This window comes from Faecalibacterium sp. I4-1-79 (assembly GCF_023347235.1).
GTDB lineage: Bacteria > Bacillota > Clostridia > Oscillospirales > Ruminococcaceae > Faecalibacterium > Faecalibacterium tardum.
This window is the reverse complement of sequence record NZ_CP094467.1, coordinates 671,048-690,681: the sequence shown is the minus strand read 5'-3', so window position 1 is coordinate 690,681 and position 19,634 is coordinate 671,048. Positions and strand designations below refer to the sequence as shown.

Genomic DNA, 19,634 nt, shown 5'->3' with positions numbered 1-19,634 from the left:
ATACTTTAAAAACCTCCTACCATATCACTATATAATTTTATATAATCACCATATTTCACCTTTTCACTAAATCTGCAAGCAGAATTAATGCATGTAATTCGGCTAACGTCCGCACAGTTATTATTTATGATTGCTTCTAACATTTCTTCATAAGAATCAACCACTACACCCGAATTCTCATCAATGCACTCAGGGCTTCCACCAGTGCGAAATGTAATCACAGGTATCCCGCATGCTTGTGCTTCAACATTCACCAATCCTAAAACTTCTTCTCTGGTCGGATTCACAAAAACATCTGCTGCGGTATAAATGCCTGCAAGTTCTTTTTGATTCTGCGTTCTATGAATTGTTATTATACTAGCGGGCAACTTCTTATCAATTTTTTCATCCGTTCCAACTAAAACAATTTTGAACAGATTTCCATCCAGTTCAGACGCCAATCTTATAAAGCAATCCAGACCTTTTTTTACTCCCCAGCCAAATGAAACTCCCAAAATAACTTTCTGTCCCTCTTTAACGCCCCACTTATTCCTATATTCATTTTCTGTTGGCTTAAATACATGCAAATCGATGCCATTGTTAATAACTTTTACTGGATATTCATTTAAATAAGATTCATTCACAAGATTCGCCAGCCATTTTGACGGAGTAACAACAGTCAAATTTTTTACCCCAGTAAACCATTTTTTCTTTAACCTCCACATTCGCTTTGTATTATCATACAATGCTTCTGGATATTCTTTATACTGAGGGCAATTAAAACAACCTGTTCTCCATTTATCACATTTTGCCATTGTAAAATGTGGACATTGTCCAGTGAACGCCCAGCAATCATGCAGAGTCCATACAACCGGAATTTCATGCTTCTTTATATACGAAAATAGCATTGGCAAATTAATATATGAATTATGAAGGCTGTGCAGATGAATAATATCGGGCTTGAATTCATCAATCTTCTTCAAAAGTTTATATGTCTCAAACCATGCGAAGCACCCATTGAATCCTGTGATTCTGGCAAGCGCAACATTTAACCGACGACTATTAAATGTTCCGATTCGATAATAGCCGCAGTCCTCACCTGCATCACGGTTCGTTGTGGTAATAGGCGACGCACACATTACCTCGTGACCCTGCGCTCTTGCTACCTCGGCAATCCCCATCATGATTTTTCCGGTGCTTCCTTTTGCCCCACCGTTAATCTGCACAATACGCATCCCTCGTACCTCTCACTGGTTATCGCTAAAAAATGTATATCCTCTACGCCTCATGATTGCTTTTGAGAGATTGAACAGCGGCTTCGGAAGCCACTCACGAAGCCACGTCCGGAATTCAAGCATCCATTCATCTTTAACTCGCATATCCTCTCGGTCACCTTTATAAATAGGATTCCCATCGAAATACTTGCGTGCCTTCGTCAGCACCTTTCCCTTACGAATCACGTCAAGAATAGGGAATTCCCCGCGTCGGCTATCTGCGCAACGGGCATTCAGCTGTCGTGCCATATTCGTCAACGCAACCTCATACTGCCAGGCATTCAACGTTTTTGTCAGTGTCTTTTCCATGAAATCCTTACGCCAGATGCCCGCATACAGACTGACAATGTAATCGCCTGCATGATTGTCCAGCAGAAAAATACCCTGTTCCAATTCCTCAGCTTTTCTGTTTCTCAGACTCTTCATGGTCATAACAAACAGACGCAGATAATCAATCTGATGCTTTTCCATGATCTGAATATCTTCGTTGACCGCCTGAGTCGAAATCCTTTCCGTCAGGAAATAGTCATCCAAGGTAAAGAGAACATACTCTGTCTTAATCAGCGGCATCACTGCTCTCAGACGTTCCGTTATTTCCGTGCCTTCGCCTGCTGCCACCACTGTTACATTTTCAAAAGTACGATCAGTGGGTTTATCGGTTACTAAAAACGTCTCCACGTTTCGGTCTGCCCAATTCTGATTCAAAAGCAAAATATGTGCATCCCACAAATCCGAAAACTTGTCGCACGTCGAAATAATAATTGAAAAGTTGTTCTCCATCACCATGTATCCTCTGCCACTTATTTCATATGTTGGATTGCCTTTGCAACCACATTTTCTGAGGTCTTGCAGCTAGCCTGCAGATTATGATGCTCTCTTGTCATCACAATCGCCTGTTCGTAGTATTTCTTTTGAATTTCCTGATTAGAAATCAGCTGTGTAATCGAATCCACCAATTTAGCTTTATCCGTACAAACCATTGCCGCATCCGTTGACTGCATATACTCAATGATGCCGCTTTCTAGCGAGCCATATGTTAGAATGGATGCACCACTCGCCAATGCGTCCGCTGCCTTCGTAGAGAGTGAATACCGTGAAAGGTTGATGTCCTTTTCCTCAAATCCCTCTACAATAACAGTTATGTCGCTTTCTGCCATGCGCTTTTGAACCTGCGTGTACGGCACAGAACCCATATATTTGACATTTTTATTGTCCTTGAATACAGAATAGACCTGCTCGTCCTTTTCGTTGGAATAAACCTCCAGCATATATTCTGGATTGATTTTTCCAAGGGCGTAGCCAATATCGTTCAGGGAGTTGTTGCGTCCCATACCGATATTTCCGAAGTAAGTAATAACCGGGCAATCTTTGTTAATTACGCTGAACGGTTTACGCTGAACCGTAGAAGTCAAATAAACCGTTTCGCCGTCCAGTCCAAATTCCGAATTATACTTATCCCGAATCTTGTCGCTGATGTAAATCGCACTACCCGGCCAAGCCAGAACCTTGTCAATCAATTTCTTGTAGGTCGATTTATAAAGGTGATAGATCGGATTCAGCGTTTTTTCCACATTGAAATAATAGTCATCGCCAATGCAGGAGATAATTGGCACGTTATATCTCTTGGCGACATACATTGCAATCTGCGGGATAAAATAGTCGTCCGAAAAAGCCAGAAACACGCATTCTGGTTTGAAGTCATCTAGCCAATTATTTAGCTTCTCCGTGCACCAGAATCTCTTACGCCAGAGGATTCCCCTGAGCAAATGTGTAAGAGGCGTATGCTTTCCACCGAACTTGTAGGCAGCTTCTGCTTTTGCATTTCCGAGTTCCAAATCATTGTCTTTCCACTCGGTGTCAAGCTCATCATAATGATAAATTACGCCAGTATCGACTTTCTTCCCCATCCACCGCTGCAAGATACGATGGTCTGTAATCTGGAAAAGCGTCTCGCAATGCCCCTTGCACGGCTTCTTTGTATTAGAGAATATCTGTGCAATATTCTCTTTCTCCCAATAGTGAAAGTACGCATCAAAAGCGCGTGACGTTGATTTTGTGTTATATGGAACCGTTCCTACGATCAGCACTCTCGGATGCATATCGTTTCTCCTTTGAACTTTTATCGAATATTTAATACTTTCTTGAGTACGGCATTTTGATCGAGCAGACGGATAACTACTGCACACAGCCCTACTGTCAGGGCGAAGTTTCCGGCAGTCAGTAAATACCCTTCAATACTGCTAAATTGGATTGCAACACTGCTTTTGAAGATATTGAGAAGCAGACCATGCATCATGTAAATTTCTAAGCTTTGTTTTCCTGCCCAAAAGAAAAACCCCCTTACTTTTTCTTTCCGGTTAATACAAAGCTCAGCACGGCATTTGGGTTCATCATCACTATTGCCATCACAGTAAGTGCTACCGTAATCACATAGTTGACCAGAACCAGGCCCAGCCCCACCGGACTGTACACAATCGGCACTTTGTCCGACTTGATCAAGCTGAGAAGCAGATAGTGCGTGAGATACACTTCCAACGAGTGCTCTCCGACCCATGCAAGAGTACCCCCCCCCCCGATTTTACTGGAGAAGATTCCCCTACAGAGACCACATACTGCAATACATCCAGCCAACGATGTTGCCGCACGCAAGATAATCGCAAAGCTGCCATCCGACATCTCATAAAGCGGAAATCTAAGAATAATGAACAGCCACACCGCAAAGCAGATTGCGACTATACTATCAATCATCTTTTTGCCAATCTCAGATTCCTTCATCCTGTCATCAAACTGACCATACAAGAACCCTGCATAGTAGAAAGGCATATAATAGAGCGTCAATTTGATTGCAAAGAACGAAAGTCCTAAAATTGCGCCAATTCCAACCAGCAGAACCATTCCCACTAAGTAGCACCCTAGAAGTACGATCTGCTTCTGCAGCAGGTTTTCTTTGCTCACCCGCTCTGCAATGAAAGAGGCAATGCCAAAAATCATGCTAATCGTCCAAATCGTTGCAAGGAACCAATAACCTGAATCCATATTCCACAGGAGATGCTTAACGTTTAGGAAACTATCCTCTCCAAAAATGATACCTCTAACCAAAAAACTCCATACAGCCCACGGCAGCATATAAGCAACCGTTCTACGCTTCACATATTTCCACAGCCCCTTACCATCAGAGATTGGGCGGCTATATTTCGTTACATATCCGCTAATCAAGATAAACAACGGCATCTGCAAGGACCATGCAATATTAAACACAAATGTGTTTTCTGCTCCGACCGTACATCCACTCATTGTATGTTGCAGAACAACCAGAAGCATCGCTATGCCACGCATGACATCCACAAATTGATTTCGGTTTTCTGTCTTAGCCTGCATCCCTTAATACCCTCTCAAACATAAACTTCCGCAGCCAGTTGGGAGCCAGCGCCGACCCGCTGCGAATCACGCAGCTCTTTATGTACTGTCCTTCTCCAATAAAGCCTTGCTGTTTCATAAATTTGAACAACTTGGCCTGCGTCTTGGCGTATTTCCAACCGGCTCTTCTTAAATACATATCCGAGCCAGCTCTCATATGGAGCAGCGGCTCTTGAATGTTGTAACCCTGATATCCTGCCATCAGCATCCGGAGCCAGAGGTAATAATCCTCCAGAAGATAGAAATCCTGATAGGAGCCAACTGCCTCGACTGCGGATTTCTTATACATCACGCAGGGGTGATTAAACGGATTGCGCTTCTTTGCAAACTCTACGATTTCCGCATTTGTCTCGGGCGGCACACGCCTTGTATCGACTGTGTGCGGATCAGTAGTAAACTCCTCCACGATACCGGAGCAAATACTCACCTCCGAATGTGTGTTAAACACAGCGATCTGTTTTTCACATCGATCCGGATAAGCGATGTCATCGCTGTCCATCCGGGCAACCAGCTCATTTTTGCAATGCTTGATGCCTTCATTGAGTGCGTTGCCAAGTCCACCGTTCTTCGCGAGGCGGACAACATTCAGAGATTCACCCATCTCCTGTTGCTTCGCTGCGATTACGCTATCCAATGGTTCGTTCAGAGGTCCATCACATACCAGCACGAAATCATTTGTGGAGAGCGTCTGCGCTTGTATGCTCTCTATTGCCTGTCTCAAATATTCCGGTTTTTCTTTGTGATAAACAGACATTAAAACGCTGTAATTCTGCATCACTTCGTCTCCTGCCCCATCGCCGTAGTCGCCCCCTCTGCCACACCTTCCGTGCTTTCAGGCATAAACAGGATTTTCACGGTTGCTAGCATGATTTTCAAATCCTCGATCAGGCTGGGATGCGCAATGTACATCAAATCCATCTGCAGCTTATCGTAGGGGGTGGTGTTATACTTACCATACACCTGTGCATAGCCGGTCAGCCCCGCCTTTGCCTGCAGACGCAGCGCAAACTCCGGCATCTCCTCGCAGTACTGTGCGGCGATCTCCGGGCGCTCCGGACGAGGGCCCACAACAGACAAATCACCCTTCAGGATGTTCAGCAACTGGGGCAGCTCGTCCAGACGGCAAGCGCGAATGATATGACCGACCTTTGTAATACGGTCATCCTTGTCGCCAGTAGAAAGACGTGCCACACCATCCTTTTCCGCATCCACACGCATAGAGCGGAACTTCAAAATCTCAAACTGCTTGCCGTCTTTGGTCAGACGTACCTGCTTATAGAAGGCGGGACCACCATCGGATTTGACCGCAATGGCTGTAATCAGGAACAGCGGGCTCAAGATGATCAGTGCCAGCAGTGAGATTACAATGTCCATCGCGCGCTTGATGAACAGGAACTCCGGGCTTGCCATGTAGCGACCGACACGCAGCATCGGCAGATGGAACATATGCATCGGCCATGCGCCGCTCATGATAACGTCACCAACACGGGGAATGACGAACATATTGATGCCCTTCCCTACGCAGTGTTTCAGAATAATGTTTCGCTCATGGCTGTGAACACCACTGACAAAAACAGTCTCCATACCGTCCAGAATGCTCAGGTCTGCCAGACACTCCGACACGCTCAGGGTAACCTGCACATCGTATTTCTGGCTCAGACCGTACTCGTTGATGAGCTTTTCCATACCATGACGTACATCGTAGACAACTGCTGTCTTCTGCGGCGGGAAGGTCTTGTAGTACCATTTATGTGCACAAGATGCCCAGATCGCAGCCATCACCAGCTGCCCCACAATTGCCGCAATACCCGGCAACAGGTTGCAGAGCTTTGCGGACATCAGGCAGATCACGATGTACAAAATACCATCGGTTGCCATCGCGCCAAGGATCTGGCCGTACACCAGCTCCGAGACCCGCTGCATCGACATCCAGAACGCATCGTAGATTTTACCGAGTACAATGTACAGGATAAAAAACAGGCCTAAAATCGCAAAATGACCCTTCCATTCCAGATTTGCATAGGTCTGGTGCGAGTAGTACAGGAACCAGCAGGCCGCAAACGGCAGCTCGATCATCAGAACATTCAAGATCTTTACAATCCGCAACATTACATCATGCTGAAACTTTGACATAATCCTCTCCAATAACTCCTTTAGATTTTCTTTTTACGACTCACGTAACTTCTCCGACCCAAATTGCAGCAAGTGCTTTGGATCGCGCTATCAACTACACAAACCGATATCTTCCCCCGTTTTGTGGTTAGCTGAAACATTCAGTTTTTCGCTTTCCCTATGAGGTCCTTGTGCCAACTCCAACCGGCGCGGTCTCGAATCCGCTTTCTCCCACCGCATCCCGATTGCATCCAGCTTTGCAATACGCTCCTCTGTCAGCACAGCGCAGCTTTTTTCAGGATTCTGGCGGGTATAACGCTGCCGCTTGACCCAATTTCCAAGGTTGTAACCACCCGGTGACACATAATCGGCTGGTACATTCAGGTTGCCGTGGGCATCAAAGTAGCGCTTCGCTTCCTGATATCCCTCGTTCCACTGGCGGTCATTGCGGTTGCCCCAGTACATCCCGATTCTGTTGAGCCGTTCGACCTGTTCGTCCGTCAGCTTTCCTTTCGGGTACGCCCATTGCTGGCTTGCGACCCATTGCCCCAGCCGTTCACCAGCCGCTGTTACATAGGAACGCGGGATATTCAGGTTTCCGTTTTCCTCGTAATAGACTGCAGCCAGTGCATAAGCCTTTTCCCACTTGGCATCGAAAATGTTCCACACCATACCGATCTCATCCAGCTGTGCGATGCGTTCTTCTTTTAAGCGGCCGTTCAGCTTTTGCTGCCGGGTCTTGATGATCCACTGTCCCAAAGGGTAGCCGTCCGGGTCTACATATTTTCCGGGCACCATCAGGTTCCCGTAGGTATCGTGGTATTTCTTGGCAACCTCAAATCCGTGCTGCCACGCAATTTCTTTCCGGTTGCCCCAGACCATGCCGATGTTGTCCAGCCGTGCGATCTGCTGCTCGGTCAGATTTCCTTGGATCTGCCCCTCGCGCACCCGGCGCTGGGTCACCAGCCACACCCCAAGGCTCAGACCGCTGGGCGTGTTATACAGTTTCGGGACATTCAGGTTGCCGTGCTCTGCGTAGTAAATGCTCGCCTCGGAAAAGTAGTGCTCCCAGCTGGAAGAAAGGCTTGCCTGCAGCTGCTCAAACAGCACCCGGCAGTCGTGCACCTGCTCGATGACCTCAAACCGCTCGGTGACGATTTTGTCACCCTCACCGTTGGCATAGAGCCGATGAACCGCCTCCTGCATCTCACTTTGCAGACCGGAAATGCTGGTCAGACCTTCAAAGTTGTTGACAACATCTAGGATAAGTGGTGTCGTATTATCACCAGCGGTCAAGGCGCGTCCGATCTGCTGCTTGTAGATGATGGGCGAGATGGTAGGCCGGAACAAAATGACGCCCGAAATACCTTCCACATGGACGCCCTCGTTGAGCATATCGATGCAGAACAGCAGCTTCAGCCGGTTGGTCGTATCCGTCTTGAAGTCCGCAAACGCCTTGTCCGTATTCGGATCATCCGAGTAAGCCTCGTATACCACCACGTCCGGGTTGACCCCGGCGAACCACTCCGGCACATGGGACACCATCTCGTCCATGTGCTCCTTGTTGGCGCAGAACACAATGTACTTGCCAGCCTTATTCGTGATATGATGGGCAAAAACACTGTCCAACCCATCCGCTTGTTCCAAAGCGCGGCGCAGGGCGTCCAGATATTTCTGATTCACATCCTGAATGCCCGGTGCCCGCAGGTTATCCACCCGTGCCTGATACTTTGCAAGCGTTTTCTGGTACTGATAAACTGTGGTCACATATTTCGGGGCAGGCAAAATACCCCTGACGACTGCTTCGCCAAGGGTCATGTCACTCGCAACACGGCTATCGAAAAGCTCTTCAGCCATATCGCGGTTATTATCCAGATATCGGATGTTTGTCGCTGTCAGCCCCAGAAGCTTTGCATCCGGGCATAACTTTAATAAAGCCACCGTGCTTTCGCCCCAACATTCAGCACCGGCACGGTGGAATTCATCGAGTATAATATAGGCAGGCTTCTGCGCCGCAATTTCGTCCAGCTGTGTCTGCGTGCAGCACATCAGTTTGGCGTAGGTGTAAAAGTGAACGTTTGCCAACGGAAAATCCGGGTCGTTTCTTTTCAGGCTCTCCAGCTGGGTCTTAAAGATATATTCACTGGGAGAAAGCCAGATTACGACCTTCTCTGGGTTGTCCTCGATCAGCTTGAACGCAATGTAGCTCTTTCCGGTGCCGGTCGGATGAACAATGGCAGCCTTGCCATACTGGTCCATCATCCGGACTGCCGCATGATATGCTTTCTCGTTGTGCTCAAACAGACGCAATGCCACCTTGTTCACCCCTTCCCGCATAAAGGGGTATCCTCCACATGGAAAATGGAGGAACGGCATAGAAATTATACATTACTGCGTCATATTTAGTGTCTTCCCGCCCCTCATGGACACCTGATGGGAGAAAATTCGGTTCATCTCCCGGCGCTTTCGAGTCAGGTCAGAGTGCACATAGCGCTGCAAGGTGATGTTGGCGTTAGCGTGTCCTAACAATTCGCTGAGGGTCTTTATATCGCACCCCGCCTGCAGACAGGTCGTTGCAAAGGTATGGCGCAGCGCGTGCGGACGTACCTGCCGGACAGTTGCCTGTTTCAGATATGCTTTGATGCTTTTCCGGTAGCAGCGGGGTTCGGTGGGATTGGACTCGTTGCCGGACAGAAACCATGCAGCATTGCTGACACATCCGCGCAGCTTTTTCAGCATAATAAGCAGCTGCTTCGGGATTGGAATTTCCCGGCGGGAGGTGCGGGATTTGGGCGTCTGGATGACCACCTTCGTGTGACCATCTCCACAGGAAATTCGGCAGACTGTCCGGTTGATTTTTAGCGTTCCGAGTTTTAGGTCGAAATCGCCCCATTGTAAGCCGCAGATCTCACCAATACGCAGCCCCAATTCCACCCCTAATAATAAGCCAATTTTGCGGGGCGTTGGGTTCTCCTGTACATACTGATAAAGCCGCTGCTGCTCCGCCGGGGAGAGGGGTACAGAAATTTTGTCGATGGCTTTTGGCAGCGCTACTTCCAGCTCCATCGGACGAATCAGGCGCAAGTGCGCGGCATATTTGCAGATGCGCCGTAACATCGAGAGGCATTCCCGGGCAGAGGAGTTCCCCAGCGGCTTGTGTGCGGCATCTATGGGCGCGATGATCTGCTGCATAGCTTGTTCCAGAAAGCTTTCCTCAAGGGATGCGACTGGCACTTTACTCAAAACCGGAAGAAGATATTTGTGCAGCGTGTACGAGTAATGCGCATAGGTGGATTCTTTTACTGCATTCCGCTGGGAGTGCAGCCATACCTCAGCCAGTGCTTCAAAGGTCAGGTCGGTTCTCTTTAGATTGTAGAAGCCTGCCTCTGCTTTCTTTTGAATCAGCACACGTTTGACCTCAGCGTAGACTGTGCCATAGACGTAGCCCCACTGGATTTTCCCCTCCGGTGTGCGCGCTTTGATATAGCGGCCTTCCCACCGACCATCTTTGCGTTTATGAATGTTTTCTCCCCGTCGTGCCATTTCTGTTTCCTCCTGCATCTTGGACACCCATCTGACCACTTATTTTGTCCACCTTCGTTTTCAGCTGGATTTTTCATGTAGAACTGGGCAATGTGCAAAAAACTTTCAGCTTCTGCGAGGTTTTTTCTAAGGTCATGTGGGATGCATTTGTAAGGGTTTCTATTGATTCCCAGATATAACCATGATAAAATAATAGAAGAATTCAAACAACGATGTCGAAAGATCGGTATCCTCCATTTTCCATATGGAGGATACTTTTTTTATTAAATATATTCTTTGCCATTACGCGGCTGCACATTCTCTGTATCATAAAATACTTTTGCAGCATACGCAGATGCGTATGCACAGCCGCACGAACTCTGCAGCATCATATTGAGGTGAACTTCATCACGACTGTAAAAGATGCCGTTGCCAAATGCTTTGAACCGCTCTGCGACCAGCGGGAGATATTCTCCAACGAGTTGGCAACCCACGCCGGTGCATATTCCAAAATCGATTTATTGTTTCAATCGAAAAATATTTTTATTCTACAAACTGCACCTCTTGCGAACATAAAAAACGAGTGTTATACTGAAACCATCAAAAAACATTGGAGGTGTCCCCTATGCCCCGTCCTAAAGGAAGCAAGAACAAGACCAAGACCGTAAAAGCAACCGTTGACTTTGCTGCACAGATTGCTGAAAAGCAGTCTGCAAAGGAAGCCGCTGCCGCTGAAATTGCATCCATCACTGCGAACATTGATGCGCTGAAAGCTGACCTGAAAGCCAAGAAAGCAGAACTGAAATCTATCGACAAGGAAATCGCCAGAATCGAAGCTAAAAAAGTCAAAGCTGAAACTAAAGCAGCGGAATCCGCAAAGAAAGCTGAAGCAGAGGACGTGCTGAAAAAGCTGCTGGCAAGCGGCGTGAGCGCAGACGATATCCTCGCAAAGTTGAAATGATCTGAAAATTTCTGACGCAGCAGTTGACGGAAACATCTACGTCGCAAGCAGTGCAACTTGGTACCAACTTGCAATTTTTGAATCGGATTTTTCAAAATCCAAATTCAAAATGCTTGTTGGGCTGTGCCCAAACCCCTTGTGTTCTGCATCCGGTGGATGCAGGCTACGCATTTTTGCAAAACGCTTTTTTGATCTGAGTGCCGATGCCTGTGGTATCGGCACTTTTTGCACAGATAGATTCCCGGAAGCAGAAAATAGTGCTATGCAGCACATCCGGGATTGTGCTATACTTGATTTACACAAACCTGTTTGTCCTAAAAAGTTGGAGGTGTTCATGGCTACACGAACCATTTGTTTTCCCATATCCGGCTACCCCTATTGCAAAGAACAGCCGGTGACATTCACGTGGATAAAAGGTAGCAAGCGGCAGAATATCCGTGCCGTCCATGATGCCGTCCATACAACAGACCCGGATGTTTCAATTCTGGAAGTCAGCTCTGCATCCGTTCAGCCGGAGGGTGAGGCTGTTTCTTCTCTGCGGCTTCTGCTGCGTCTGGATTCTGTTGCGCAGGATGTGCCCATCAGCACGGTTTTTGAAGCCGCCATGGTATTTGAACATGGTGGTCCATTCGCTGACCTTCTGACCTGTGCGCCATCCAAAGTCCATAAGGACACTCGGCTGCGAACCAATGGAAAGCTGCTACGCTACTCTTTAGAAGGAAGTGAGTATCCGATAGAGCCGCACCCGGATTCATTTTTTGAGTGGCTCTACTGCCGTGCGTTGAAGCAGTTCCCGGAAAAGGCTGCGCAGCTGAGCAGATATAATGCCTTTTCTGATATTGCTGCCGCAGCGGATTCTAAAAAGTATTATGGCGATTCCTCGCGGGCGGCTGCAATCTATGTAGGCCTTGCAGCGGCAGGAAAACTTCCGTGCATCGATTCCTATGAATCATTCATTGCGGAAGTTTACACGGAGCCAAAGCCCTTGCCCAAGTCTGGAAAATCTGAAATTGCTTCAAAAAAGGCACCCGAGGTTTCTGCACCAGCAAAGGAGATTCCGGCAGACGAATCGTCGCAGTCCGATCATGCAAATATTCCGGACGGTGCGCAGATGGAACATATCCTTGAACTGCCCAAAGCGACCGGTCTGCTCCTCTCTTTGGCAAAAAATGCTGGTCTTTCTGCAAACAATTCCAGTGAGCTGGCGTATAAGGGAAAGGAATTTTTTCTTGCCGCTTATCAGAAAGCACTGAAAAACAAAACGCTCCAAACCAATGTTCATAAGAACAAGTTCACATTTCCGATGGAGGATCATGACAGCGGATTTCATGCGGTCGGAGTACTGACCCGTTCGCCTGCTTGGGAATACGGATGGAAGTTCAACTATCTGGCCGAGAATACATCCGGCGCAGAAAAGCCCGAAGTCAAAGCAAAAATCCAGAAGCCTTTGACCGCATTGGAGCATCTGGAACGCTGTGGGTATAAAATCGTTCAGCAGGTCGTGCCGGAAAAACTCCCACCGATTGCTGTTCAGCGGATGGCATGGAAAACAGGCGAGGCTCTTTGCGATCCGGTGGTGGTGGATTTCTTGCAGTTTATCCGAACACATATGCAGAGCGACGGCTCTTTTTCGTTCCGTATCCCAAAGGGTGCGTCCAAAAAATCCTTTGCCACACTTTCAGAGATTGCTCAGACGTGGGACAAAATGGGACTTTTTGCAGCCATTGTGATTTACCCGCAGAATATCGTCTATGAACTTGCGCAAAATGAGACCGTCCGGCATTTTTTGAGCGGAAAGTGGCTGGAACTTTTTGTAGAGCATCAAGTTCAGCAGATTCTGAACCGCTATCAGGAGGAGCAGGGCGCAGAAGTTTCGGTTTGCTCCAATGTGATTCTTTCAGAAACGGCATCCGCAGGAAACACGCATGAGCTGGATGTCGTGTTCTCCATCAATGGAAAATTTTTCTGGGTAGAAGCCAAATCCTCCAGCCGAAGCATTGATTATGGAAAATATGCTTCTCTGTGCGAAAAGCTGAACGTGACACCAGAAAGCTTGCTTTTGGTCAACAGCGATTTATCCGTGGAAGAGTGCGAAGGTGTTTCTTATTTCTGGAATTACCGTGTTGCAAATTGCGCAACGATCACGCAGGAACTGGAAAGCATGATTGCTAAACAACTTGAAAGCACCGGAAATGCTGCTCTGAGTACAGACTAAGCAATAAGCAAAAAAGGCCCTGAGAACCCTGCCGGATAAGCGGCAAAGTTCTCAGGGTCGTATTGTTTATCTGGAATGTTCGGTTTGCTCTGGCTTCTTTTCCTCATCGAAGAAAAGTTCAATATTTTTCTGCGCTCGAAGAAGCTCCTGCATTTCTTCTTTCGCTTTGCGATAGTCCGGGTAGCGTGCTTTCTTTTCTGTCAGCAGCTTGGAATATTCCGCGTCTAACTCCTTGACCTTGGGGAGCATTTTTAAATTGGCTTCATCAAACGCCGCTTTCGCCGCTTTGTGCAGCGTGATCTCTGTGCGGTGCGTTTCCAGAAAGTGCTTGCTGTATCCGGTCTTACGGTAGGCATCATAAGCAGACCGCGTCTTGGCGTAGTTGATGATGTGCGCTTTCAGCACCGCGATTTCTGCCAGCCGCTTCTCTGACGCTTTAATGGAATCGCCCAGTTCATGATAGCGTGCAGTTGCAGCGTCCACACGCTCCTGCATTTCCTCGATGCTGCCGATTTGGTTTTCCTGCAAGAAAACCAGCGTCCGGGACATCTCTTTTAAGTTGTGCTGCTTTGCCCAGCGGGCAAAGCCCGCGCCTTTTCCCTCGGCTAGTTTTGCCTGAATGTCCACCAGCATCTGAAATTTCTGCTCCGGTGCCGGGCACTTTTGCCGTGGCCGATGCTCCGCTTCTCCGGCAAGGGCAGCTTTCAGTTCTTCCTCGCTGTACCCTGCCCCCAAAGTGCGGAACCGGATAAATCGTTTCTGCCGTGCGCCCTTGACAGAGGTGTACTTTCCGCGTTTGACCTCATAGCCCTGCTGCTCCAGCTTTTGCAGGAAATCCTCGTAGTCCTTGGGCTTTTCAGCCAGAATCCTATCGATCACGCTGCAGAGCCGGTCACGATTGCTCTCTTTGGGCGGGTAGAGCGTGCGCTTCTGCCGCTCCCGGTAAGGCTTTATCTCAATGACGGAGAGCTGATGCTCTAAGCAGATTAGGTCACTCAACCGCTGCACCGCCAACGCTGAAAAGAAAAAATCCCGGAATTTTCGGGTTCCATCCAGCGCAGTGGAGTTATAAATAATGTGGTTGTGGATGTGTTCCCTGTCTGTGTGGGTGGCAACAATAAAAGCGTATTTGCCTTTGGTGAAGCGCATTGCCAGTTCGTAGCCCACCTTGTTGGCTTCCTCGGCGGTGATCTCACCGGGCTTGAAAGATTGCCGAATCTGATAGGCGATCACATCATTTTTCTGTCTGCGGCCTGTAGAAAGTTCGTATTGCCGCTTGGACAGCATAAATTCCTCGTCTGCGGTCAATGGGCTGCACTCATAGCTGCTGACCAGCTCTCCCCTGTTCGTTTTGTCAGGATTCTTCGCATAGTCCGTGCGGCTTTTCAGGCAGGCCGCAACCGACTTGCCTTTGTTCTTGTGTAGCGCGATCAAACGTGTTGCGGCCAGTCTGAATCACCTCCCGTGTGACAGCCAATGCTTGAGCCACTTTGCTAACGAACACTTGAGCCACTTGTGGCGTTCAAATGCAAAAGATATGCCATACGGCGCAGCTGCGGCAGATCCAGATACAGACAATATCCGTCCAGCGCCATTTTTCGTAGATATGAGCCAATGCTTAGAATGCCGCTGGATTCCATCTTGTTCCGAATCCGTTCCAACTCCGGCTTGCTGACCCGGAAATGGAGCTGCTGGTCGCGGCGGTCGCTCACCGGGCATCACCGTCCTTGTCGTAATAACTACGGAAGGGCTTCACCGGCTCCGGCTTGTCCGATTTTTCCTCCAGCGCCGCCAGCACCGAGGGGCAGCGAGGTACATCCTCCTGTTCTTCCTCATCCTGTTCCGGGTCGTGGCTCTTTTCGTCCACATTCCTCCTTTCAAGACTTCTCCAAGGCGATTGCCGAGTATATTGACTATTACAATAACGGCAGAATCCAAGCGAAAACAAAATGGATGCCTCCCCTCTAAATTCAGAGAAGCATCCATGATGGATTCTTAATTATTCAATTTTGATCCAGTGTCCAGAAAACTGGGTACATATCGTTTGCCCTGTACTTTTAATCCAGAATTTTTCCGTCAATGGAGATGGTGACCACCTGCCACGGAATGAACTTTCCGCTGGTCTGCAGTGCCTTTTTTGCGGCCATCTCCAAGCCGCCGCAGCAGGGCACCTCCATGCGGAGGATGGTCACGCTCTGGATGTCGTTGCTGCGCAGGATCTCGGTAAGTTTTTCGCTGTAATCCACAGCATCCAGCTTCGGGCAGCCGATGAGGGTCACTTTGCCGCGCATAAACTCCTGATGGAAATTGGCGTAGGCGTATGCCGTGCAGTCCGCTGCAATCAGAAGCTTTGCGCCTGCAAAGTAGGGCGCATGGATGGGTGCCAGCTTGATCTGCACCGGCCAGTTGCGCAGGCGAGAGACCGGCTGCACAGAGGCAGCAGCTGCGCTTTCTGCGGCCTCCGGCTGTTCCAGCGTCCGCATCCGGGAGCCGGGACAGCCTCCCTCGTGGAGATGCTTCATCTTTTCCTGCAATTCCTTCTTCTTTTTGTTTTCCTGCACCGCCGCCTCGTCGTAGGCGGGGGCTTCCCGCTCTTCAAAGGTGATAGCACCGGTGGGGCAACCCGGCAGGCAGTCGCCAAAGCCATCGCAGAAATTCTCCCGCACCAGTTTTGCCTTGCCGTTGATGATGTCAATGGCACCTTCATGGCAGGCGGTTGCGCACAAGCCGCAGCCGTTGCATTTTTCTTCGTCAATATGGATGATCTTCCGAATCATATCTATACTCTCCTGTTGTGGGTGTTTTTTTGCATTTGCACCCTTATTATAGTATACTAAAGGCAACTTGTATGTTTGAATTCCAACAAGGAGGGCTTTTATGCAAAAATATCTGCCTGTTCTGCGGAACTGCCCCTTCTTCACCGGGCTTACCGACGATGAGATTTTGTCCATCCTGCACTGTGTCAGTGCAGCGACAATCACCCGCCCCCGGGGCTCCTACATTTTCCGTGCCGGAGATTCCACGGAGGTCATGGGGCTTATGTTGTCCGGCTCCACCCTTGTGATACAGGAGGATCTTTGGGGACACCGCAATATCCTGTCCAAGTGCAATACCGGAGACTTTTTCGGCGAACCTTACGCCGCCACCCCCGGTGCCATCCTGAACATCAGCGTGGTGGCAGAGGAGGATTGCGAAATTCTGCTGCTGAACGTCAAGCGGCTGCTCACCTCCTGCCCCACCGCCTGCGACCATCACCAGAAACTCATCCGCAATCTGGTCAGTGTTCTGGCAAACAAAATACTGCTTTTTAACGATAAGATCACCCATGTCAGCAAGCGCACCACCCGGGAAAAGCTGCTGTCCTACCTGTCTGCCGAGTCCATCCGGCAGGCGTCCCTCTCCTTTGATATTCCCTTTGACCGTCAGCAGCTGGCGGATTTTCTCTGCGTGGAACGCGCCGCCATGTCGGCAGAACTTTCCAAGCTGCAAAAGGAAGGGCTGCTGGTCACCAAGCGGAATCATTTTCAGTTGTTGACCCGCTGACAGCCTGGCACATTGCCTGCAAGCACCGGCTCCCCTGCGGAAACCGGTGCTTTTTTGCAGTTGCACTTTTTCTGGGAGATTATTATACTTATAAAAAAGGCCGGGTGCTGCAAGGACAGGAGGGAAAGCGTATGGCACGGAACAAAACCGCACAGGGCGGCATCTCCCTGCGCAGCAGGGTCACGGCATGGCTTGCCGCGATTTTGCTGGTCACCATGCTTTCCACTGGCATTGCTACCATGGCAGGTCAGTGGACGGTACGCTCCTTTGATACGCTGCTGGCCGACAACGCCGTCTGCTACACGGTGCAAAACGCCCTCAAGGACGAAACACAGGCCTTCGCACGCTATGTGCGCCAGCCTACTTCTGAAACCAAACAGGCCTATACCGCCGCCTGCACCGCTTCCGAGCAGAGCCTTGCGGCCCTGCCCTTCGATTATGCCCGCATCGGCGAGGAGCGCTATGCCCGCACATGGAATCTTTTGCAGGGGTACGCGGGTTACCGGCAGGAGCGGGATGCCTTTTTGCAGCTTTCGCCCTCGGCAGATACCTATATTGAACAGATGTACCATGTGATGGCACTGCAGGACTACCTTGCCGCGTATGCGCTACGTCTGACACAGGCCACGCTGGAACAGGAAAACGCCCTTTACAGCAGCACGGCGGCTCACATCCGGCATCTGCCGTGGCTGTATCTGGGGCTGTTCCTGACGGCAGCCGCGCTGATGCTGCTGCTCATCCGGGTGCTGAGCCGCGCTGTGGTGCGTCCGCTGCTGCGGCTGGCGCAGTCCTCCCGCAGCATTGCCGATGGCGATTTTTCCAGCCCGGACCTACCGGTGAAAAGCAGCGACGAAGTGGGGCGGCTGACGGGAACCTTTAACCAGATGAAGCACGCCATGGCGCAGCAGCTGACCACCCAGCAGGCTTTGCACCGGGAAGAGGTGCGGAACCTTGCACTGGAAAAGGATCTGGAGCACACCCGGCTGGAGGTGCTTAAAAGTCAGGTGAATCCGCATTTTCTGTTCAACACCCTGAACATGATCTCCTGCATGGCGCGGCTGGAGGATGCTTCCACCACCGACCAGATGATCGTGCATCTGGGCAGTTTGTTCCGGCACAACCTGCGCACCAAGCGTCAGCAGATCACGCTGGAAGAGGAACTGGATGGGCTGGAGGACTACATTTATTTGCAGCAAATGCGGTTCGATGGACGCATTACCGTTGAAAAAAGCATCCGGGTGCAGCCTGCGGCGGTTTTGGTGCCGTCCTTTATGCTGCAGCCGGTGGTGGAAAACGCTTACTCGCATGGGCTCAAGTCCCGCGAGGAAGGCGGACGCATCCTGCTGCGGGCATGGATGCAGGACAAGGTGCTGGTGCTCACAGTTGCGGACAACGGCAAGGGAATGACCGCAGAGGAACTGGACGCTGTGCAAACTAAAATTGCGCAGAGCGAACAGACCGGCCGCAGCATTGGCCTTGGCAATATTTCCCGCCGCATCGGGATGCTGTATCCGGGCGGCAAAATGCAGGTGTACAGCCGCGCAGGTCATGGCACTGTGGTGCGGTTTGAACTGCCGCAAACGCAGCAGCCGGAAGAAAAGGAGGAGACGCTCTCGTGAAGTGCAAATTGCTGGTGGCAGAGGATGAATTGATCGAGCGCAAGGTGCTGTGCCGGACTTTGCAGAAGTATCTGGGAGACCTGATAAGCCTGTATGAAGCCAAAAACGGCAGAGAGGCTCTGGAAATTTTTGCCCGCGAAGTGCCGCAGGTGGCTGTGCTGGACATTGAAATGCCGGGTCTCACCGGGCTGGAGGTGGCGCGTAAGATCCGCGAAACGGACAAAAATTGCGCCATCCTGTTCCTTACCGGCTTTGATAAGTTTGACTATGCGCGGCAGGCGATCTCTGTGCGGGCGATGGACTATCTGCTCAAACCCTACAATGAGCAGGAGTTGGTATTCGCGGTGGAAGATGCCATCCGGCAGGTGTCGGTGCCGCTGCCTGCCCGCCCGGCACAGCCCCCTGCGCCTGCAGAGCCCCTCCGCCGGGAAGAGGACGAGGATATGCGCACCGCCATCATCCGGGCCGAGATCAGCCGCTTTATCGACGCCCACTATGGGGAGGATATCTCCATGCAGGATGCTGCCGCCGCGCTGCGCTACTCGGACGCCTACTTCTGCAAGCTGTTCAAGCAGTGCTTCAAGGTGAACTTTTCGGCCTACCTGAACGAATACCGGGTGAACAAGGCGCGCCAGCTGATTTTGGACCCGCGCCTGAGCCTGAAGGATATCGGCGCTGCTGTGGGTTACAGCGACGCCAACTATTTTACAAGGGTGTTCAAGCGCCTGACCGGCCAGACCCCTTCGGAATACCGCGTAGCCGCAGCGGAAAAAGCGGTACAGGGATAAATCGGATTATAGGAAGCGCTCGTTCTTTCCTGCCTGTCAGCAGGAGAGGAACGGGTGCTTTTTTTGTTTTTGCCAGTTTCTTTCGTCCGTAAAACACAAAAATTGTACTTGGATACAACAAAGACAAAATCGTGCTGCGTTTCACAAAATAATCCGGTTTCGCAAAAATGAACGAGTTGTTAAAATAAAATCATAGAAAAAACG

Annotated in this window: 20 protein-coding genes; 6 read left to right on the top strand and 14 right to left on the bottom strand. The window is 49.8% G+C overall.

Going from position 1 to position 19,634, the window contains the following annotated elements; all coding sequences use genetic code 11:
* Positions 1-5: 5 nt before the first annotated feature.
* The 9 genes from MTP36_RS03265 to MTP36_RS03225 all read right to left on the bottom strand — a co-directional run bounded on the left by MTP36_RS03265 (position 6) and on the right by MTP36_RS03225 (position 10,325).
* Positions 6-1,214: a glycosyltransferase gene (locus MTP36_RS03265; protein WP_249253563.1), complete on the bottom strand. Its 1,209-nt coding sequence runs from the start codon at positions 1,212-1,214 to the stop codon at positions 6-8.
* Positions 1,215-1,226: 12 nt separating this feature from the next.
* Complete coding sequence (locus tag MTP36_RS03260; RefSeq protein ID WP_249253561.1) at positions 1,227-2,039, bottom strand: hypothetical protein; 813 nt, start codon at positions 2,037-2,039, stop codon at positions 1,227-1,229.
* Positions 2,040-2,053: 14 nt separating this feature from the next.
* A complete protein-coding gene (locus MTP36_RS03255) occupies positions 2,054-3,340 on the bottom strand; it encodes a glycosyltransferase family protein (RefSeq protein WP_249253559.1) in 1,287 nt (428 codons plus the stop codon).
* A gap of 32 nt (positions 3,341-3,372) precedes the next feature.
* On the bottom strand, positions 3,373-3,549 hold the full coding sequence (locus MTP36_RS03250; protein ID WP_249253557.1) for a hypothetical protein: 177 nt from the start codon (positions 3,547-3,549) through the stop codon (positions 3,373-3,375).
* Positions 3,550-3,593: 44 nt separating this feature from the next.
* Positions 3,594-4,631, bottom strand: coding sequence for an acyltransferase family protein (locus MTP36_RS03245; RefSeq protein ID WP_249253555.1), 1,038 nt, complete (start codon positions 4,629-4,631; stop codon positions 3,594-3,596).
* Positions 4,621-5,445, bottom strand: a complete 825-nt coding sequence (locus tag MTP36_RS03240; protein WP_249253553.1) for a glycosyltransferase — start codon at positions 5,443-5,445, stop codon at positions 4,621-4,623. The genes MTP36_RS03245 and MTP36_RS03240 overlap by 11 nt, the downstream gene beginning before the upstream one ends.
* A complete protein-coding gene (locus MTP36_RS03235; RefSeq protein ID WP_249253551.1) occupies positions 5,445-6,803 on the bottom strand; it encodes a sugar transferase in 1,359 nt (452 codons plus the stop codon). Before MTP36_RS03235 ends, MTP36_RS03240 begins: the two co-directional genes overlap by 1 nt.
* Before the next feature lie 90 nt (positions 6,804-6,893).
* Positions 6,894-9,119: a Helicase associated domain protein gene (locus MTP36_RS03230; protein WP_249253549.1), complete on the bottom strand. Its 2,226-nt coding sequence runs from the start codon at positions 9,117-9,119 to the stop codon at positions 6,894-6,896.
* Between the two features lie 51 nt (positions 9,120-9,170).
* On the bottom strand, positions 9,171-10,325 hold the full coding sequence (locus MTP36_RS03225; RefSeq protein WP_249253547.1) for a tyrosine-type recombinase/integrase: 1,155 nt from the start codon (positions 10,323-10,325) through the stop codon (positions 9,171-9,173).
* A gap of 604 nt (positions 10,326-10,929) precedes the next feature.
* On the opposite strand from MTP36_RS03225, the gene MTP36_RS03220 reads away from it, so the two are divergent.
* On the top strand, positions 10,930-11,265 hold the full coding sequence (locus tag MTP36_RS03220) for a hypothetical protein (protein ID WP_249253545.1): 336 nt from the start codon (positions 10,930-10,932) through the stop codon (positions 11,263-11,265).
* A gap of 36 nt (positions 11,266-11,301) precedes the next feature.
* On the opposite strand, the gene MTP36_RS03215 is transcribed toward MTP36_RS03220, so the two are convergent.
* Positions 11,302-11,616, bottom strand: a complete 315-nt coding sequence (locus tag MTP36_RS03215) for a hypothetical protein (protein ID WP_249253543.1) — start codon at positions 11,614-11,616, stop codon at positions 11,302-11,304.
* Between MTP36_RS03215 and MTP36_RS03210 the strand changes: the two genes are divergently transcribed.
* Positions 11,600-13,480, top strand: coding sequence for a DarT1-associated NADAR antitoxin family protein (locus tag MTP36_RS03210; protein WP_249253541.1), 1,881 nt, complete (start codon positions 11,600-11,602; stop codon positions 13,478-13,480). The genes MTP36_RS03215 and MTP36_RS03210 overlap by 17 nt on opposite strands.
* A 66-nt stretch (positions 13,481-13,546) precedes the next feature.
* Here the strand turns inward: MTP36_RS03210 and MTP36_RS03205 are convergent, their stop codons facing one another.
* From MTP36_RS03205 to MTP36_RS03195, 3 genes are read right to left on the bottom strand one after another with little or no spacing between them, the layout of a single operon-like run.
* A complete protein-coding gene (locus MTP36_RS03205; RefSeq protein ID WP_249254388.1) occupies positions 13,547-14,929 on the bottom strand; it encodes a relaxase/mobilization nuclease domain-containing protein in 1,383 nt (460 codons plus the stop codon).
* A gap of 44 nt (positions 14,930-14,973) precedes the next feature.
* Entirely contained in the window at positions 14,974-15,192 is a 219-nt protein-coding gene (locus MTP36_RS03200; protein WP_118658986.1) for a plasmid mobilization protein, read from the bottom strand.
* Positions 15,189-15,347: a hypothetical protein gene (locus MTP36_RS03195; protein WP_249253539.1), complete on the bottom strand. Its 159-nt coding sequence runs from the start codon at positions 15,345-15,347 to the stop codon at positions 15,189-15,191. Before MTP36_RS03195 ends, MTP36_RS03200 begins: the two co-directional genes overlap by 4 nt.
* Positions 15,348-15,376: 29 nt before the next feature.
* On the opposite strand from MTP36_RS03195, the gene MTP36_RS16020 reads away from it, so the two are divergent.
* Positions 15,377-15,448: an IS3 family transposase gene (locus MTP36_RS16020; RefSeq protein WP_442900283.1), complete on the top strand. Its 72-nt coding sequence runs from the start codon at positions 15,377-15,379 to the stop codon at positions 15,446-15,448.
* A gap of 89 nt (positions 15,449-15,537) precedes the next feature.
* On the opposite strand, the gene MTP36_RS03190 is transcribed toward MTP36_RS16020, so the two are convergent.
* Complete coding sequence (locus tag MTP36_RS03190; protein ID WP_249253537.1) at positions 15,538-16,257, bottom strand: ATP-binding protein; 720 nt, start codon at positions 16,255-16,257, stop codon at positions 15,538-15,540.
* Positions 16,258-16,357: 100 nt separating this feature from the next.
* On the opposite strand from MTP36_RS03190, the gene MTP36_RS03185 reads away from it, so the two are divergent.
* From MTP36_RS03185 to MTP36_RS03175, 3 genes are all read left to right on the top strand, one after another.
* Positions 16,358-17,023: a Crp/Fnr family transcriptional regulator gene (locus MTP36_RS03185; protein ID WP_249253535.1), complete on the top strand. Its 666-nt coding sequence runs from the start codon at positions 16,358-16,360 to the stop codon at positions 17,021-17,023.
* A gap of 131 nt (positions 17,024-17,154) precedes the next feature.
* The gene (locus MTP36_RS03180; RefSeq protein ID WP_249253533.1) at positions 17,155-18,642 is read left to right on the top strand and encodes a sensor histidine kinase; all 1,488 of its coding nucleotides are present in this window, start codon (positions 17,155-17,157) and stop codon (positions 18,640-18,642) included.
* Positions 18,639-19,430 (top strand): response regulator transcription factor, encoded by a 792-nt coding sequence (locus MTP36_RS03175; protein WP_249253531.1) that lies wholly within the window; start codon positions 18,639-18,641, stop codon positions 19,428-19,430. The genes MTP36_RS03180 and MTP36_RS03175 overlap by 4 nt, the downstream gene beginning before the upstream one ends.
* Positions 19,431-19,634: the final 204 nt, after the last annotated feature.

Bases quoted from the DNA above. Each gene is read 5' to 3' on its own strand.
- MTP36_RS03180 (WP_249253533.1), top strand. From the start codon at position 17,155: ATGGCACGGAACAAAACCGCACAGGGCGGCATCTCCCTGCGCAGCAGG.
- MTP36_RS03260 (WP_249253561.1), bottom strand. From the start codon at position 2,039: ATGGTGATGGAGAACAACTTTTCAATTATTATTTCGACGTGCGACAAG.
- MTP36_RS03230 (WP_249253549.1), bottom strand. From the start codon at position 9,119: ATGCGGGAAGGGGTGAACAAGGTGGCATTGCGTCTGTTTGAGCACAAC.
- MTP36_RS03220 (WP_249253545.1), top strand. From the start codon at position 10,930: ATGCCCCGTCCTAAAGGAAGCAAGAACAAGACCAAGACCGTAAAAGCA.
- MTP36_RS03235 (WP_249253551.1), bottom strand. From the start codon at position 6,803: ATGTCAAAGTTTCAGCATGATGTAATGTTGCGGATTGTAAAGATCTTG.
- MTP36_RS03250 (WP_249253557.1), bottom strand. From the start codon at position 3,549: ATGATGCATGGTCTGCTTCTCAATATCTTCAAAAGCAGTGTTGCAATC.
- MTP36_RS03265 (WP_249253563.1), bottom strand. From the start codon at position 1,214: ATGCGTATTGTGCAGATTAACGGTGGGGCAAAAGGAAGCACCGGAAAA.
- MTP36_RS03185 (WP_249253535.1), top strand. From the start codon at position 16,358: ATGCAAAAATATCTGCCTGTTCTGCGGAACTGCCCCTTCTTCACCGGG.
- MTP36_RS03245 (WP_249253555.1), bottom strand. From the start codon at position 4,631: ATGCAGGCTAAGACAGAAAACCGAAATCAATTTGTGGATGTCATGCGT.
- MTP36_RS03210 (WP_249253541.1), top strand. From the start codon at position 11,600: ATGGCTACACGAACCATTTGTTTTCCCATATCCGGCTACCCCTATTGC.
- MTP36_RS03215 (WP_249253543.1), bottom strand. From the start codon at position 11,616: ATGGTTCGTGTAGCCATGAACACCTCCAACTTTTTAGGACAAACAGGT.
- MTP36_RS03225 (WP_249253547.1), bottom strand. From the start codon at position 10,325: ATGGCACGACGGGGAGAAAACATTCATAAACGCAAAGATGGTCGGTGG.
- MTP36_RS03240 (WP_249253553.1), bottom strand. From the start codon at position 5,445: ATGCAGAATTACAGCGTTTTAATGTCTGTTTATCACAAAGAAAAACCG.
- MTP36_RS03190 (WP_249253537.1), bottom strand. From the start codon at position 16,257: ATGATTCGGAAGATCATCCATATTGACGAAGAAAAATGCAACGGCTGC.